The organism is Stenotrophomonas sp. WHRI 8082 (assembly GCF_040223995.2).
GTDB lineage: Bacteria > Pseudomonadota > Gammaproteobacteria > Xanthomonadales > Xanthomonadaceae > Stenotrophomonas.
On the sequence record NZ_CP167826.1, the window covers coordinates 2,133,270 to 2,148,348 of the forward strand.

13 protein-coding genes are annotated in these 15,079 nt (G+C 65.3%); 6 read left to right on the top strand and 7 right to left on the bottom strand.

All coding sequences use genetic code 11. From position 1 onward, the window contains the following. Positions 1 to 36: 36 nt before the first annotated feature. Together ABRP17_RS09290 and ABRP17_RS09295 are read right to left on the bottom strand one after the other, a co-directional pair. Entirely contained in the window at positions 37 to 516 is a 480-nt protein-coding gene (locus ABRP17_RS09290) for a tRNA (cytidine(34)-2'-O)-methyltransferase (protein WP_192082454.1), read from the bottom strand. A 121-nt stretch (positions 517 to 637) separates the two neighbouring features. Further along, the gene (locus tag ABRP17_RS09295; RefSeq protein WP_349985709.1) at positions 638 to 1,111 is read right to left on the bottom strand and encodes a hypothetical protein; all 474 of its coding nucleotides are present in this window, start codon (positions 1,109 to 1,111) and stop codon (positions 638 to 640) included. 430 nt (positions 1,112 to 1,541) lie between these two features. Between ABRP17_RS09295 and ABRP17_RS09300 the strand changes: the two genes are divergently transcribed. Beyond that, positions 1,542 to 4,394 (top strand): pitrilysin family protein, encoded by a 2,853-nt coding sequence (locus tag ABRP17_RS09300; RefSeq protein WP_349985710.1) that lies wholly within the window; start codon positions 1,542 to 1,544, stop codon positions 4,392 to 4,394. Between the two features lie 206 nt (positions 4,395 to 4,600). Here ABRP17_RS09300 and ABRP17_RS09305 read toward each other — a convergent pair whose 3' ends face one another. Continuing rightward, positions 4,601 to 5,122: a DUF2059 domain-containing protein gene (locus tag ABRP17_RS09305; RefSeq protein WP_188325711.1), complete on the bottom strand. Its 522-nt coding sequence runs from the start codon at positions 5,120 to 5,122 to the stop codon at positions 4,601 to 4,603. Positions 5,123 to 5,257: 135 nt separating this feature from the next. On the opposite strand from ABRP17_RS09305, the gene arfB reads away from it, so the two are divergent. The 3 genes from arfB to ABRP17_RS09320 all read left to right on the top strand — a co-directional run bounded on the left by arfB (position 5,258) and on the right by ABRP17_RS09320 (position 8,581). Further along, a complete protein-coding gene (gene arfB / locus ABRP17_RS09310) occupies positions 5,258 to 5,689 on the top strand; it encodes an alternative ribosome rescue aminoacyl-tRNA hydrolase ArfB (RefSeq protein WP_188325712.1) in 432 nt (143 codons plus the stop codon). 3 nt (positions 5,690 to 5,692) lie between these two features. Further along, a complete protein-coding gene (locus tag ABRP17_RS09315; RefSeq protein ID WP_372486745.1) occupies positions 5,693 to 6,295 on the top strand; it encodes a lysophospholipid acyltransferase family protein in 603 nt (200 codons plus the stop codon). A 114-nt stretch (positions 6,296 to 6,409) separates the two neighbouring features. Continuing rightward, positions 6,410 to 8,581 carry a M3 family metallopeptidase gene (locus tag ABRP17_RS09320; protein ID WP_349985711.1) on the top strand — a complete coding sequence of 724 codons (2,172 nt, stop codon included), beginning with the start codon at positions 6,410 to 6,412 and terminating at the stop codon, positions 8,579 to 8,581. 70 nt (positions 8,582 to 8,651) lie between these two features. Here ABRP17_RS09320 and ABRP17_RS09325 read toward each other — a convergent pair whose 3' ends face one another. Both ABRP17_RS09325 and ABRP17_RS09330 read right to left on the bottom strand, forming a co-directional pair. Next, a complete protein-coding gene (locus tag ABRP17_RS09325) occupies positions 8,652 to 9,566 on the bottom strand; it encodes a transposase (RefSeq protein ID WP_349986822.1) in 915 nt (304 codons plus the stop codon). A 285-nt stretch (positions 9,567 to 9,851) separates the two neighbouring features. Next, positions 9,852 to 10,298, bottom strand: coding sequence for a 3-dehydroquinate dehydratase (locus ABRP17_RS09330; RefSeq protein ID WP_349986613.1), 447 nt, complete (start codon positions 10,296 to 10,298; stop codon positions 9,852 to 9,854). 264 nt (positions 10,299 to 10,562) lie between these two features. On the opposite strand from ABRP17_RS09330, the gene lepB reads away from it, so the two are divergent. Together lepB and ABRP17_RS09340 are read left to right on the top strand one after the other, a co-directional pair. Next, entirely contained in the window at positions 10,563 to 11,189 is a 627-nt protein-coding gene (gene lepB / locus ABRP17_RS09335; protein WP_349986612.1) for a signal peptidase I, read from the top strand. Between the two features lie 324 nt (positions 11,190 to 11,513). Beyond that, entirely contained in the window at positions 11,514 to 12,767 is a 1,254-nt protein-coding gene (locus tag ABRP17_RS09340) for an MFS transporter (RefSeq protein WP_349986611.1), read from the top strand. A 102-nt stretch (positions 12,768 to 12,869) separates the two neighbouring features. Here the strand turns inward: ABRP17_RS09340 and ABRP17_RS09345 are convergent, their stop codons facing one another. Together ABRP17_RS09345 and ABRP17_RS09350 are read right to left on the bottom strand one after the other, a co-directional pair. Beyond that, positions 12,870 to 13,784, bottom strand: a complete 915-nt coding sequence (locus tag ABRP17_RS09345) for a LysR substrate-binding domain-containing protein (RefSeq protein ID WP_349986610.1) — start codon at positions 13,782 to 13,784, stop codon at positions 12,870 to 12,872. A 236-nt stretch (positions 13,785 to 14,020) separates the two neighbouring features. Beyond that, the gene (locus ABRP17_RS09350; RefSeq protein ID WP_192096373.1) at positions 14,021 to 14,986 is read right to left on the bottom strand and encodes a LysR family transcriptional regulator; all 966 of its coding nucleotides are present in this window, start codon (positions 14,984 to 14,986) and stop codon (positions 14,021 to 14,023) included. Positions 14,987 to 15,079 lie beyond the last annotated feature (93 nt).

The following is a 15,079-nucleotide window of genomic DNA, read 5'->3' on the forward strand; positions in this document are numbered from 1 at the left end:
GCCCACCGCGAGGGGGTCTCACCCGTTCGACCGACCTCACACCCCGCCGGCAAACCCGTGCTGCCGCCACGCCTCGTACATCACCACCGCCACCGTGTTGGACAGGTTGAGGCTGCGGTTGTCCGGGCGCATGGGAAGGCGCAGGCGTTGCCCGTCCGGTAGCGCATCCAGAATGTCCTGCGGCAGGCCGCGGCTCTCTGGACCGAACAGGAACGCATCCCCATCGGCGAAGGGCACGCTGTCGAAGCGCACGCTTGCACGGGTGCTCAGGGCAAACAGGCGCTTCGGGGCGATGCGCGCGAGGGCGGTGTCCAGATCCGGATGGACCTGCAGCCGCGAATACTCGTGGTAGTCCAGGCCGGCGCGCTTGAGCTGCTTGTCATCCAGTGCGAAACCCAAGGGCTCGACCAGGTGCAGCTGCGCGCCGGTGTTGGCGCAAAGACGGATGATGTTGCCCGTGTTGGGCGGTATTTCAGGCTGGAACAGCACGACGTGGAACGTTGGGACCTGGCTCATCGACGCAGTGTAATGCGCGGCGCGGAACTTCGCGGCTGGCCGGGTCCTTTCGGGTCAAGGGAGCCCGGCTTTCAGGGGATCAACAACCGGTGAGGTGCAGCGACAGCCATCATGCGTGAACTCACGGACGCACCAGCACCATCGCGGTTTCCATCGCCAGCGCCTGCAGCTCGCTCTGGCTCGGGCGCACCTGCACGACCGGCAGGTTGACGATCACGTTGTTGGCAAACGCGCTGGCCGCCGTGGCCAGGGCGACGGTGTAACGCTCGGCCTGCAACTCGGCGGCCAAGGCGACCTTCTGCTCCAGGCTCGGGCGCACTTCGACGGCAGCCAGCGTGGTGATCGGCGCGGCGACCGCTGCGGCCAGCACCACGACATTCTGTTCGCCCAGCTGGTCAGCACTGGGGCGCACCTGCACGGCAGCGAGCGTCGGGATGGTGCTGCTGCGTTCCCATGCCTGCTGGGCCAGCTGCGCCGTGTCGGGGCGGACCTGCACGGCCTGCAGGGTCGCGATGGAGGGAGCAGCCTGCACCGGAGAAACAACAGCCGTACCGGCGATCAGGGCGATGGCGATGGCGAGGATCTTGGTGTTCATGGCGGGGCCTGTTTAGTGTGTGTGGGCGGTGGTGTGGTAGTAAGGTAGTACACCAAAACTGGGGTTGCAAGAACAATCGGGGTTTTTCTTCTTGCGTTCAGCGTTCAGTCAGGTTGAGTTTGATCGCTGGCTTGGTGCAGGTAAGGCACAGCAATCGCCGTGCCATGTTTTAGTTGTTTAAGTTCAATGGCTTGGCGAGTGGCTGTGCTGTCCGCCGTCCGGACACCTGTCCGCGGGTAGAGCGGACTTCAGTCCGATTGCCTTGGACCGCAGCCGACTGAAGTCGGCTCTACCGGTTGCCTCTACCCCACACCGCAGCCGACTGAAGTCGGCTCTACCTAAGCCGCAGCGGAACGTGACGCCTGGCCGATGCCGGGGTAGCGCCCAACGCGCTAGCATCGGCCCTCACTCAGATGACCAAGGATCCGGAATGACATCCCGACTGCGCCCGCGCACTGCACTGCTTGCTGTCGCTCTCACCACAGCGCTCGGTGGGCTGGCGCCCGCCCCGCTGTTCGCCAAGCCGGCTGCGGTGGCCAAGGTCGACATTCCGTTCGAGCAGTTCACCCTGCCCAATGGCCTGCGCGTGGTGGTGCATACCGACCGCAAGGCGCCGATCGTCGCGGTCAACGTTTGGTATCACGTGGGCAGCAAGGACGAGCCGGTAGGCCGCACAGGCTTCGCTCACCTGTTTGAACATCTGATGTTCCAGCGCAGCGAAAACCACGACGGCGAGTACTTCGAGCCCTTCAAGCAGGTCGGTGCCACCGGCCAGAACGGCACGACCAATACCGACCGCACCAACTATTTCGAGAACGTGCCCACCACGGCGCTGGATATGGCGCTGTGGATGGAATCGGACCGCATGGGTCACCTGCTGGGGGCCATCGACCAGGCCGCACTGGATGAACAGCGTGGCGTGGTGCAGAACGAAAAGCGCCAAGGCGAGAACCAGCCCTATGGACAGGTGTGGACGCAGCTCAACCGTGCGCTGTATCCGAAGGGGCACCCGTACCACCACAGCGTCATCGGATCGATGAACGATCTCAACGCCGCCTCGCTGGATGACGTAAAGAACTGGTTCCGCACCTGGTACGGCCCGAACAATGCGGTGCTGGTGCTGGCCGGTGACATCGATCTGGCCACCGCCAAAGAGAAGGTGGCCAAGTACTTCGGCAGCATCCCGGCCGGCCCGACGATGGCCCAGCCGCAGGTGGACGTCGCCCTGCGTCCTGCCGATACCCGCGAGACCATGACCGACAAGGTGCCGCAGGTGCGGATCTACCGCGCCTGGAACGTCGCCGAAGTCGGTACCGCCGACGTCGACCAGCTGCAGCTGCTCGGTCAGGTGCTGGGCGGTGCGAAATCATCGCGTCTGGCCAAGCGCCTGGAGCACGAAGAGAAGCTGGTGGACAACATCAGCGCCGGCGCGTACGCCTCGCAGCTGGGCTCGAACTTCATGGTCATGGCGACGGTGAAGCAGGGCGTGGACCCGGCCAAGGTCGAGGCGATCATCGACGAAGAGATCGACCGTCTGGTGGCCGAGGGTCCCAGCGCTGAAGAGCTGAGCCGCGCCAAGACCGCATTCCGCGCCAGCTTCATCCGCGGCATCGAGCGCATCGGGGGCTTCGGTGGCAAGGCGGACGCCCTGGCCGAATGCACGGTCTACACCGGCGACCCCGGCTGCTTCCGCGACTCGCTGAAGAACATCGACGGCGCCACGGTCGCGCAGCTGCGCACCGTCGGTGGCAAGTGGCTGGGCAAAGGCAGCCACACGCTGATCGTCGAGCCCGGCGATCGCGTGGTGCTGGAAGAAGACGCCTCGCAGAGCCCCAAGCCGTTCGAGCTGCCGGCCGCGGATGCCAAGTACAGCACGCTGCCCGCGCAGGTCGATCGCAGTGCGGGCGTACCGCAGACCAAGACGTTCCCGGAGCTCAAGTTCCCGGCCCTGCAGCGCGCTACGTTGAAGAATGGCACGCGGGTCATCCTGGCCGAGCGTCATGAAATCCCCGTCGTGCAGTTCAGCTACCAGTTCCCGGGTGGGTTCAGTGCCGACCAGGACCGCAAGCCGGGCACCGCGAACTTCGCCATGGGCCTGATGAGCGAGGGAGCCGGCAAGCTGGGTTCGCTGGCGTTCTCCGATGCGGCCGATGCGCTGGGTGCGGATCTGGGCGCATCCGCCGGATTGGACTTCAGCACGGTGGATCTGTCCGCACTGAAGGAAAACCTGGCACCGTCGCTGGGCTTGTATGCCACGCTGCTGCGCCAGCCGCGCTTCGACCAGTCGGAGATCGACCGGGTCAAGGGCAGCTGGATTGCCGGTATCAAGCAGGAAAAGGCCAACCCGACCGCCTCGGCGATGCGCGTGTTGCCGCCGCTGCTGTACGGCAAGGGTCACCCGTATGCGATTCCGTTCACCGGCAGCGGTGACGAGGCGGCCATCGCCAGCCTGACCCGCGACGACCTGGTGGACTTCCACCGCGATTGGCTGCGTCCGGAAGAGGGCACGCTGATCGTGGTCGGCGACACCACCCTGAAGGAAATCGTGCCGCTGCTCAACCGTCAGTTGGGTGACTGGAAAGCGGAAGGCCCGGCGCCGAAGGTCAAGGCGGCCGTGGATGTCGCGCTGCCCAGCACCGCCCGTGTGTTCCTGATCGACCAGCCCGGTGCGGTGCAGGCGAACCTGTTCGCCGGTCAGGTCGTGCCGTCGTCGGTGGACCCGGGTTCGATCCGCTTCGATATCGCCAACGGCGTGCTTGGCGGTGACTTCACCTCGCGCTTGAACATGAACCTGCGCGAGGAAAAGCATTGGTCCTACGGCGCGCGCAGCAGTGCCAGCAGCACCGTCGGCCAGCGGCCGTGGATGGCGATGGCGCCGGTGCAGATCGACAAGACCGGCCCGGCACTGGCGGAGATGCGCAAGGAGATCGTCGAGTTCGCCAATGGCAGCAAGCCGGCGACCGCCGCTGAAGTGCAGCGCATCCGCAACATCCAGACCCTGAGCCTGCCGGGTGCGTATGAAACGGCGAGCTCGGTACTGGGCACGATCGGCAGCATGGTGCAGTTCCAGCGGCCGGACGATTACGTGTTCCAGCGCAAGGCGGAGATCGAATCGCTGACCCCGGCACAGGTGCAGCAGGCCGCCGCGGCGATCAAGCCGGATGCGCTGACATGGGTGGTGGTCGGTGACCTGAAGCAGACCGAGGCGGCCGTGCGCGCGCTGAAGCTGGGCGAGGTCAGCGTGATCGACGCCGATGGCAACCCGGTGAAGTCCGCGAAGTAATGCAACAGGGTGGCGACCTTGGTCGTCACCCTGCCTCCGGATGGGACCGGATCGGACCGGATCGGATCGGATTGGATCGGGTTGGATTGGATCGGTAGAGCCGACTTCAGTCGGCTGCCTTTCAAGGCCCAGCCGACTGAAGTCGGCTCTACCTGTAACGCGGCAGCCGACTGAAGTCGGCTCTACCGGTCACACACCGTGCGGGGTTATTTCTTTGCCGGCACCGGCTCGTTGACGATCGTTTCCAGGTCCTTCTGCAGGTCGACGAAGAGCGGCTGCATGCGGGTCTGGATTGCCACCATCACGTTCTGCATCAGCGCTGGGGTCTTGTCCAACAGACTCTGTCCTGCGGAGCTTTCATAGAATTCCGCCATGGCCAGCACGTCTTCCTTGCTGAAGGTCTGCTTGTACAGGTCCACGTACATCGGCCGCAGCTGCTGCCAGGACAGGGCCTGCTTCAACGTCTGCCCGGTGCGTACCTGGATGCGCTGCAGCTGTTCCTGCTGCTGCGGGCTCAGCTGGCGCTGCTGGGTGATCTGATCGAACTGCTGGCGCTGCATCGCTTCGATCTGCGGCAGCATGGAATCAAGCATGGCCTGCGCACGCGAGGCTGAAAGCAGGCGGTTGATGTCGCCATCGGACGGCGGCGCGGCCAGCGCAGGCAGGGACGCAAGCGCGAGGGCCAGCAACAGGGCGGCGCGTGGCAGGTGGCGGGAGAAGCGGATCATGCGGACGTCCTGGATGGATGATCTGGCCAGCATACCCGGCTATCTGGCGAAGGCGGCGTGTTGAGCCCCTGATCGCGGCGGAACGGCCCGCGATGTCGACAGCCAACCGTCACCGCCAGCCGCTACAATGGGCACATGGGTAATGGACCAGTCGTCATCTCCGCGCAGCTCGTGATCCCCGACGATGAACTCGTCGAGCGGTTCGTGCGTGCCAGTGGCGCAGGAGGCCAAAACGTCAACAAGGTATCGACCGCGGTGGAGCTGCGGTTCGACCTGGCCGGCTCGCCGTCGCTGCCGGAACCGTTGCGTGCGCGCTTGCTGGTGCGCCGCGACCGACGCGTGACCGGCGAAGGCGTGCTGGTCATCGATGCGCAGCGTTTCCGTACCCAGGACCGCAACCGCGAGGATGCGCGCGAGCGGCTGGCCGAGTTCATCCGCGCCGGACTCAGCGTACCCAAGCCGCGTAAAGCCACCAAACCTACCTACGGGTCGACCCTGCGTCGCCTGGACGCCAAGAAAGGCCGCGCGCAGGTCAAGCGCGGCCGCACAACCCGCAACTGGGAGTAAGCCTTGAACCACCCCTCACCGCTGCTGCCACCCGTTCCGCCGAACATGCCGCAGGTAAAGCCGAATGCCTTCATCCGCTGGATCGCCCGCAGTGCGCTGCGCCTGCGCGGCTGGAGGGTGGTCGGCACGCTGCCCGACGTGCCCAAGGTGGTGATGATCATCGCCCCGCACTCGTCCAACTGGGATGGGTATTGGGGCATGGCGGTGAAGCTGGCGTTGGGCCTGGACGTGCGCGTGCTGGGCAAAGCCTCACTGTTCTGGTGGCCGCTGGGCCCGTTGCTGCGCAAGCTGGGCGTGATCCCGCTCGATCGCAGTTCGCCGCAGGGGACGGTGGAACAGGCCGTCGCGGTGATCCGTCGCTCGGAAAAGATGTGGTACGCCATCACCCCGGAAGGCACCCGCAAGAAGGTGACGAACTGGAAGGCCGGCTTCCTGAAGATCGCGCGGATGGCGGACGTGCCGATCCTGGCGGCGTATTTCCACTACCCGGACAAGATCATCGGATTCGGGCCGTTGTTCCGCGCCACCGGTAATGACGCGGCTGACATGGCCAGCATCCGCGAGTGGTACCGGCCGTGGGTGGGCAAGACCCGCGGCACCGTCTGAGCGGCCACGCCCCGGCAGCGCACGCGCCACGTCCGGCACATGCTGGCGCGACGGCGTGGGAGTAGGCTGGAAGGCTGGCGGTCGGTCCTGATCGCCCCTCTAGGAGCCTTTTGCATGTCGCGTACCGTCATCCTGGCCGCCGCCATCAGCCTGGCGCTGGCCGCCTGTTCCGGCAAGGAGTCCACCCCCGTGTCCGAAGCCCAGAATGCCCCGGCCCAGCAGCCGGCCGATGCCTCCACCAACCCGCTGCTGAGCGCCAGCACGCTGCCCTTCCAGGCACCGCCGTTCGACAAGATCCAGGACAGCGACTACCTGCCCGCCTTCGAAGAGGGCATGCGCCAGCATCTGGCTGAAGTGCGCGCCATCGCCGACAAGAGCGAACCGGCGACCTTCGACAACACCATCGTGGCGATGGAACGCAGCGGCGAAACGCTGACCCGCGTCTCGCGCATCTTCTTCGGCCTGGTACAGGCCGATACCAACGAAGCGCGGCAGAAGATCCAGGAAGAAGTGGCGCCCAAGCTGGCTGCCCACCAGGATGAAATCAACCTGGATCCGAAGCTGTTCGCGCGGGTGAAGTCGCTGTACGACCAGCGCGCCACGCTGGGCCTGGATCCGGTGCAGACGCGTCTGGTCGAGCACTACTACGATGGCCTGGTGCGGTCCGGTGCGCAGCTCAACGACGCCGACAAGGCCAGCCTGCGCAAGCTCAACGTGGAAGAAACCACGCTGTCCACGCAGTTCCACACCCGCCTGGTGGCGGCGACCGCCGCCGCAGCCGTGGTGGTGGATGACAAGGCCAAGCTGGCCGGGCTGAGCGAAGATGCGATCGCCACCGCCGCCGCCGATGCCACCGCGCGCAAGCTGGACGGCAAGTTCCTGCTGCCGTTGCAGAACACCACCCAGCAGCCGGTGCTGGGCTCACTGAGTGATCGCGAGGAGCGCGCGGCCGTGCTGAAGGCATCGGAAACCCGTGCCCTGCGCGGTGATGCCAACGACACCCAGCAGACCGTGCAGCGTCTCGCCCAGCTGCGTGCGCAGAAGGCCAAGCTGCTCGGCTTCGCCACGTATGCCGATTACAACCTGGGCGACCAGATGGCCAAGACGCCGGCTGCTGCCTTGAAGCTGCTGACCGACACCGTGCCGGCGGCTACCGCCAAGGCGCGCGCCGAGGCCGCCGACATCCAGAAGGTGATCGACGAACAGAGCGCTGCATCGAAGACCGCCAGCTTCAAGCTGGCCGCATCGGACTGGGACTTCTACGCCGAGCAGGTGCGCAAGGCGAAGTACGACCTGGACGAATCACAGATCAAGCCGTACTTCGAACTGGACAACGTGCTGCAGAACGGCGTCTTCTATGCCGCCACCCAGCTGTATGGCATCACCTTCAAGCCGCGCACCGACATCCCGACCTACCACGCGGACATGAAGGTGTACGAAGTGTTCGACAAGGACGGCACCTCGCTGGCGCTGTTCTACACCGACTACTTCAAGCGTGACAGCAAGTCCGGTGGCGCATGGATGGATGTGTTCGTCGAACAGGATGGCCTGACCGGCACCAAGCCGGTGGTGTACAACGTGGCCAACTTCACCAAGCCAGCTGCTGGCCAGCCTGCGCTGCTGAGCTTCGACGACGTCACCACGCTGTTCCATGAGTTCGGCCACGCGCTGCACGGCATGTTCTCCAACGTGAAGTACCCGTCCATCGCCGGTACCGCCACCTCGCGCGATTTCGTCGAGTTCCCGTCGCAGTTCAACGAGCACTGGGCGCTGGACCCGAAGGTCTTCGCCCACTATGCGAAGAACTACAAGACCGGCGAGCCGATGCCGCAGGAACTGGTCGACAAGATCCTCAAGGCACGCAGCTTCAACCAGGGCTACGCGACGACCGAGTATCTGTCGGCCGCGCTGCTTGACCTGGCCTGGCACACGCAGAAGGCCGACGCCCCGCTGCAGGATGTGCCGGCCTTTGAAGCTGCCGCCTTGAAGAAGTTCAACGTCGATCTGGCGCAGGTGCCGCCGCGTTACCGCACCACCTACTTCGACCACATCTGGGGCGGTGGCTACTCGGCCGGTTACTACGCCTACTTCTGGGCCGAAGTGCTGGACCACGATGCCTTCGCCTGGTTCACCGAGCACGGTGGCCTCACCGCCGAAAACGGCCAGGTGTTCCGTGACAAGGTGCTGTCGCGCGGCAACAGCGTCGAGCTGAGCCAGCTCTACCGCGACTTCCGCGGCAAGGACCCGTCGGTGGAACCGCTGCTTGAGTTCCGCGGGCTGAAGTAAGGTGAACGAACGGCGGGGGAAACCCCGCCGTTCTGCTGTTGCGCCCCCCGGTCAGGTAGCAACTGTGTTGTCAGGCGGAGGCCATCATGGCCTCCGCGTCGCGTTTGCGGGCATTCAGGATGACCAGCATTTTGCGCATGACGGCAACCAGGGCAACTTTCCCCGGCTTGCCTTTTGCTTTCAGGGATTTAAAGAAGTCACGCAATTGCGGCTCATACCGGCAGGCTGACAAGGCGGCCATGTAGAGCGCTTGCCGTACGACCGCGCGGCCGCCCGTGATGCGTCGACGCCCCTGCCAGGAGCCGCTCTCGCGGTTCATGGGGGCTACGCCGACCAAGGCGGATATTGCCTTGCCACTCAGCTTTCCCAGCTCCGGCAGTTCACAAGCAAGCGTGGTCATCACAACCGTGCTCACGCCTTTCATCTCCACCAAGCTGTTCCAACTGGGCTGATTCCTGAGCTGTTCGGCGATTGCCTTGTCCAGCACGCGGATCTGCTCGTCCAAGTACTCCAGTTGGCTGTGCATCATCACCTGGAGAGCTGGCTCGCTGAATGCACGCATGCGCTGCTTTTCACTGCTACGCATCTGCACCAGATGACGCCGGCGCAGTGAAAATTCAGCTAGTTTTCGCTGCCATGGCGCTTCTGGTGTATATCGAGTGTGCTTCAACAGGTGTGCCATCTGCGCCAGCACCATCGCATCGATCCGGTCCGTTTTAGCCAGCTGCCCAGTGGCTTTGGCGAAGCTGCGCGCCCTGCCTGGATTGATCCGCACCATTGGCAGGCCGGCCTCATGAAGCGCATCCAGGGCTGCCTGCTCGTAACCTCCGCTCGCTTCAAGCACGACCTGCTTGGCCGGCCACTTCTGCAGCCAGCGAACCAATGCTTCAAAGCCGCGCTTGCTGTTGCTGAAGTGGCGGAACTGCTGCTCGTGCACGGCAACGTCCAGACGGTCCTTACTTACGTCGATCCCGATCCCAAACATGGCAATCTCCGGTACGCTGACAGGGTCGAGAGCTCCCCCCGCTTGCCCAGTCTTATCATTACGAGCGCCAACTCGATCAACTGTTCGGGCGGATCAGGGAGAAGACCGGCGCGGGGATCCTTGCTACCAAGCGATCGCGAAGACCTAGAGCCGAACGGTCGCCCGCGCCGGGCTCTCGGCACCTAAAGTGCCAGATCTCGAAGAGATAAGAGCCGACTTCAGTCGGCTGCCTTCAGCGCACGGCAACGGCAGCCGACTGAAGTCGGCTCTACCCTTTCCGCACGCTCACGTGCCGACGTGCACGCGCCTGGCCTGCTCAGCCAATCCCAGGTGGTCCAGCGCGATGTCCAGCGCCAGCACGTAACTCTGCGCACCGTAGCCTGCGGCTATCCCCAGCCGCTGCCCCATGCCCGCCGGCAACCAGGGCTCGGCGACCGCCCCATCGTCATGCACTTCCACGTAGGCGTTATGCAGGTGCGGGAGCAACTGCTGCAGACGCATGCTGTCCGCGCAGGAACCCGGATCCAGCAGCGTCACCTCGCCACGCGCGTGGTCGGCCACACGCAACGCATCCAACAGTTCCTGCTCCGAGCCGCACGCCCGGATCGCCACGCTGGTACCGGCATCCACGGCACGGTGTACCAGCGTTTTCAGTACCAACCCCGGCAGCGGCTCGGCGGTACGGATCAGCGCACCCGCAGTTTCTGGCCCCCGGATGATGAAGATCGACATGACGCAACTCTTGTTCGCAAGTGCGCCTGCGGCGCGGTAGACACACGATGCGCGCACCGCCCGTAACGCCTCCATGGCACGCACCGCGCAGCCGCGTAAATTCTGCGTAGCGTTCGTAGTGCCCCGGTAGAGCCGACTTCAGTCGGCTGCTTCCAGCGCACGCAAGGGCAGCCGACTGGAGTCGGCTCTACCCGTCGGCGCTACCCGCCAGGGAACCCAACCGCCTTTCCGCGGTCTTACCCCCACACCCACCCGAGCCTCGCCATGGACGCCACTGCCCGCCCCCCCGTTACCCGACGCGCCCTGCACTGGCTGAAGAAGGAGGCCCTGCCACTGGTGGTGATGCTCGGTCTGCTCGCTGCCGCCCGTGACACGTTGGCCAACCACTACGTAGTGCCTAGCGGTTCCATGCAGCCTACGTTGGAGCCCGGTGACCGCGTGGTGGTGGACATGCGCGCCTATGGCCTGCGGCTGCCCTTCACCGCGCACGCGCTGGTGAGCACCGGCACCCCGCAGCGTGGCGAAGTGGCGGTATTCGATTCGCCCGCCGACGGCACCCGGTTGATCAAGCGCGTAGTCGCCGTGGCCGGTGATCGGGTGGATGTACACGACGGCCATCTGAGCATCAACGGGGTGCCGCTGCAGCTCGGAAACACGGCGGCCGCCGAGCAGTTCGGCACGCGCACCGCGCAACTCGACCTGGACATGGGCGGCGGCCCGGATGTCGCTGACGTGGTGGTGCCGGCCGGCAAGCTGCTGGTCATGGGTGACCACCGCGGCAACAGTTTCGACGGGCGCTTCTTCGGCTTCGTCGACGCCGACAAGGTGTATGGGCGTGCGGTCGCGGTGTATTACCGGCGCGGCGAAGGGGTGGAGTGGTTGCGTCTTTGACCACCAACCTCCGGCCGGGCCCGGGCCCGGGCCGGATGCCGATGCCGATGTCGATGTCGGGTGCCGGGGAACGGCGAACGGGGAACGAGGAACGGTAGAGCCGACTTCAGTCGGCTGCTCTTTGAGCGGGCTGCTGCCCATCGCGTGCAGAGCAGCCGACTGAAGTCGGCTCTACCCGCACCCGCACCCGCACCGCACCCGCACCGCCGCCTATCAAGACGTAAGACGTATCAATCCGTACCGATCAGGTTATGGATCGACTCGTGATCGGGGTCTAGCCTAGTCATCTCCCCACCCCGGCCGCTTCTGTGGCCTCTCGATCCCATGAACGGTGACACCGCGGCAGCCATCGCGCACCGCACGCCCCACACGGACGCCACTTCAGCGACGGCTACCCACATCGAGCAAGGCACCCCGGCGTTCCGGCGCACCGCGGTCGCGCTGTTCCTGGCTGGCTTCTCGACCTTCGGGTTGCTGTACACGGTGCAGCCGCTGCTGCCGGAGTTCAGTCGCCACTTCGGTGTATCCGCCGCCAACAGTGCGCTGGCGCTTTCGCTCAGTACCGGCCTGCTGGCGGTGATGATGTTGATCGCCGGCCTTGTCTCCGACCGCATCGGCCGCCGCAACGTCATGATCACCGCGCTGCTGGCCTCCACCGTGCTGTCGGCGGCCAGTGCGATGGTGGACGACTGGACCACCCTGTTGATCCTGCGCGCGCTGTTGGGCGTCGCCCTGAGCGGCGTGCCTGCCGTGGCCATGACCTATCTGGTCGAAGAGATGGACAGCCGCGCGATGGGATTTGCGATGGGGCTGTACATCGGCGGCAATGCGGTTGGCGGCATGAGCGGCCGGTTGATCGCCGGCATCATCGCCGACCACTGGGGCTGGCGCTGGGGCATCGGGGTGGTGTCGATCATCGCCGTCGCCAGTACGCTGCTGCTGTGGATGCAACTGCCGCCGTCGCGGCACTTCCAGAGCCGACGCGGCGGGCTGCGCCAGTTGCCATCGCGCTGGCGGCAACTGTTTGCTGACCCTGGGCTGCCTTGGCTGTTCGCTACCGCGTTCCTGCTGATGGGCGTATTCGTCACCACCTACAACTATCTCGGCTACCACCTGCTCGCCCCGCCGTACGCATTGAGCCAGACCGTCGTCGGCCTGATCTTCAGCGTGTATCTGGTCGGCACCTTCAGCTCGGCGTGGATGGGCCAGCAGGCGATACGCCATGGCCGCGGCCGTGTGCTTTCCATCAGCTATGCATTGATCATCGCGGGCATCGTGTTGCTGGTGATGCCGTGGCTGTGGACCATGGCGCTCGGCATCGCACTGGTGACGTTCGGTTTCTTCGGTGGCCACTCGGTAGCCAGTAGTTGGGTCGGCAGCCGCGCCGGATCGATCCGCGCCGAAGCGTCTGCGTTGTATCTGTTTTCGTACTACCTCGGGTCCAGCGTGCTGGGCGCCGTGGGCGGGCTGGCGTACACAGCGTGGGACTGGGTGGGCGTATGCGCCTTCACCGGTGCGCTCACGCTGATCGGGGCCGGCATTGCCTGGCGCCTGTGGCGCTGCCCCGCGATGGCCTGAGCGGCGCCCCTCATTGCATTTGGTAGAGCCGACTTCAGTCGGCTGCCCTTGGGTGATCGCGCGATGTTGCAAGCCGACTGAAGTCGGCTCTACCGGCCGTCGTCAGCCGGACTTACCAAACTCCGCCTGCAGCAGTGCGGTGAAATTGCGGATCAACGGGGTGATGCCTTCGCGTCGCCACACCAACTGCACTTCCGAATGGGCACCGCGGTCGCCGAGGGCCACGAAACATGCGCCTTCAATCTGTATGTGGTCGCACGACGAAGGCAGGATCGCCGCGCCCAGTCCGGCGGCGGCCAGGCTGATCAGTGTTGATGCTTCACCGGCCTCCTGCACGATGCGCGGGGTGAACCCGGCTGCCGCACACAAGGCAATCATCTGATCGTGGATGCCGGCACCTACACTGCGGTGGAAACCTACGAAGGGCTCGTGCGCGAACTGCTTCAGCGGCAGCACGGTCGTCGCGGGGTCACGTCCACGCAGGGCAGGGTGGTCGCGATGCAGCACCAGCGCCAGTGGGTCGGTGAACAGGCTGCGCGCCACCAGTTCCGCCGGAAGCACGCGCTTGCGGATGATGCCCACGTCCAGTCGATTCTCCAGCAACGCGTCGATCTGCTGCAGGGTATTCATTTCGCGAAGCTGCAAGCGCACCTGCGGGAAGCGCTCCCGGTAACCGAAGATCGCGCGGGGGATCTGCGGCACCAAGGGGGTGGCGCGGGTCAGGCCGATGTGCAGTTCGCCTTGTTCGCCGCGCTGTACGCGCTGCACCTCGTCGACTGCGACGTCCACCTGCTGCAGGATGGCTCGCGCCTTTGCCTGAAGCAGTGCGCCGGCTTCGGTCAGTTGTACGCGCCGATGGCTGCGCACGAACAACGGCGCACCGAGCAGCTGTTCCAGCTGGCGGATCTGCTGGCTGAGCGGCGGCTGAGACATACCGAGCCGCTCGGCGGCCTGACCGAAGTGCAGCGTGTCGGCCACAGCGAGGAAATAGCGGAGATGGCGCAGTTCGATGGACATGGGGGCATTGTAGGTAACCGCAGACCGGTCAGGCGGTGCCGAGTGTAGAGCCGACCTCAGTCGGCTGACCGGAAAGCAGCCGACTGAAGTCGGCTCTACCAAGCGCGGAGTAGCGCAGGGCCAGCACCAAGTGCAGAGCAGCGCAGCGCCGTCACCGAGCGCGGGGTAGCGCAGCGCCAGCACCAAGCGCAGCGCCAGCACCTTGCGCAGCGGCACCAGCGCCGCCGTCGTCGCCATCAGCGCTCGGAATGCCCACTCTGGTCGTACTCGCGCGGTGAGAACAGCTCCGGCTGGATCATCTCCACGAATGCGCGTGCCTGCGCCGACAATGCCTTGCCACGCCGCACGATGACGCCATAACTGCGCTCGGGGAACCACTCGCGCATCGAGCGCGCCACCAGCTTGTGGGGGTCGGCATCATTCAGGCACAGCGACGGGACGATGGAAATGCCCATCCCCATCGCCACGTACTGCTTGATCACTTCCCAGCCGCCGACTTCCAGCGCCACGGTATAAGGCAGGCGGTGGCGCTGGAACACCTGGTCCACCAGCCGGTAGGTGATCTGGCGCTTCGGTGGCAGTACCAGCGGGTGTTGGGAGATCGCCTCCAGGCTCAGCGTGCCGCGCGCCAGCGGGTGGTCGTGCGGGGTGATCAGCATCTGCTCGAAGCGGTAGGCGGGGGCGTAGGTCAGGTCGGCCGGCACGTCGGTCATCGAGCCCACGGCCAGATCCACGGCATCGTCGCGCAGCAGGTCGGTGCCGTCGGCGCTGATGGCGTTGTGCAGGGTCAGGCGCACGTCCGGGTGCAGCTGGCGGAAGCGCTCGATGATGCGCGGCAGCAGGTACAGGATGGTGGAGCTGTTGGCCGCGATGTTCAGCTCGCCGGCGTCCATGCCGCTGACCTTGTCGCGGAACCGCGCCTCCAGTCCGTCCAGGTCTTCCACCAGCGGCTGGGCCATCTCGAACAGCAACTGGCCTTCGCGGCTGGGCACCAGACGCCGCCCACTGCGCTCGAACAGCACCACGCCCAGCTCGCGCTCCAGCGCCTGCAACTGCTGGCTGATCGCCGGCTGGCTGACGAAAAGCGCCTCCGCGGCGCGTGACACCGACCCGAGTCGCACCGTCTGGCAGAACGCCCGCAGCGGTTTCAACCGGTCGGATTTGTAGGAAAAACGAGGACTTGGCGGTGGTCGCGTGGACATCGTGTCATGAGTATAAGCAAAACTTATCCAACGCATTGCAATATCTGCTTTGTCAAATACATTGCCGGCACGTCACGGTAGGGGCGTCCCTCG

Bases quoted from the DNA above. Each gene is read 5' to 3' on its own strand.
- ABRP17_RS09290 (WP_192082454.1), bottom strand. From the start codon at position 516: ATGAGCCAGGTCCCAACGTTCCACGTCGTGCTGTTCCAGCCTGAAATA.
- ABRP17_RS09295 (WP_349985709.1), bottom strand. From the start codon at position 1,111: ATGAACACCAAGATCCTCGCCATCGCCATCGCCCTGATCGCCGGTACG.
- ABRP17_RS09300 (WP_349985710.1), top strand. From the start codon at position 1,542: ATGACATCCCGACTGCGCCCGCGCACTGCACTGCTTGCTGTCGCTCTC.
- ABRP17_RS09305 (WP_188325711.1), bottom strand. From the start codon at position 5,122: ATGATCCGCTTCTCCCGCCACCTGCCACGCGCCGCCCTGTTGCTGGCC.
- arfB (WP_188325712.1), top strand. From the start codon at position 5,258: ATGGGTAATGGACCAGTCGTCATCTCCGCGCAGCTCGTGATCCCCGAC.
- ABRP17_RS09320 (WP_349985711.1), top strand. From the start codon at position 6,410: ATGTCGCGTACCGTCATCCTGGCCGCCGCCATCAGCCTGGCGCTGGCC.
- ABRP17_RS09325 (WP_349986822.1), bottom strand. From the start codon at position 9,566: ATGTTTGGGATCGGGATCGACGTAAGTAAGGACCGTCTGGACGTTGCC.
- ABRP17_RS09330 (WP_349986613.1), bottom strand. From the start codon at position 10,298: ATGTCGATCTTCATCATCCGGGGGCCAGAAACTGCGGGTGCGCTGATC.
- lepB (WP_349986612.1), top strand. From the start codon at position 10,563: ATGGACGCCACTGCCCGCCCCCCCGTTACCCGACGCGCCCTGCACTGG.
- ABRP17_RS09340 (WP_349986611.1), top strand. From the start codon at position 11,514: ATGAACGGTGACACCGCGGCAGCCATCGCGCACCGCACGCCCCACACG.
- ABRP17_RS09345 (WP_349986610.1), bottom strand. From the start codon at position 13,784: ATGTCCATCGAACTGCGCCATCTCCGCTATTTCCTCGCTGTGGCCGAC.
- ABRP17_RS09350 (WP_192096373.1), bottom strand. From the start codon at position 14,986: ATGTCCACGCGACCACCGCCAAGTCCTCGTTTTTCCTACAAATCCGAC.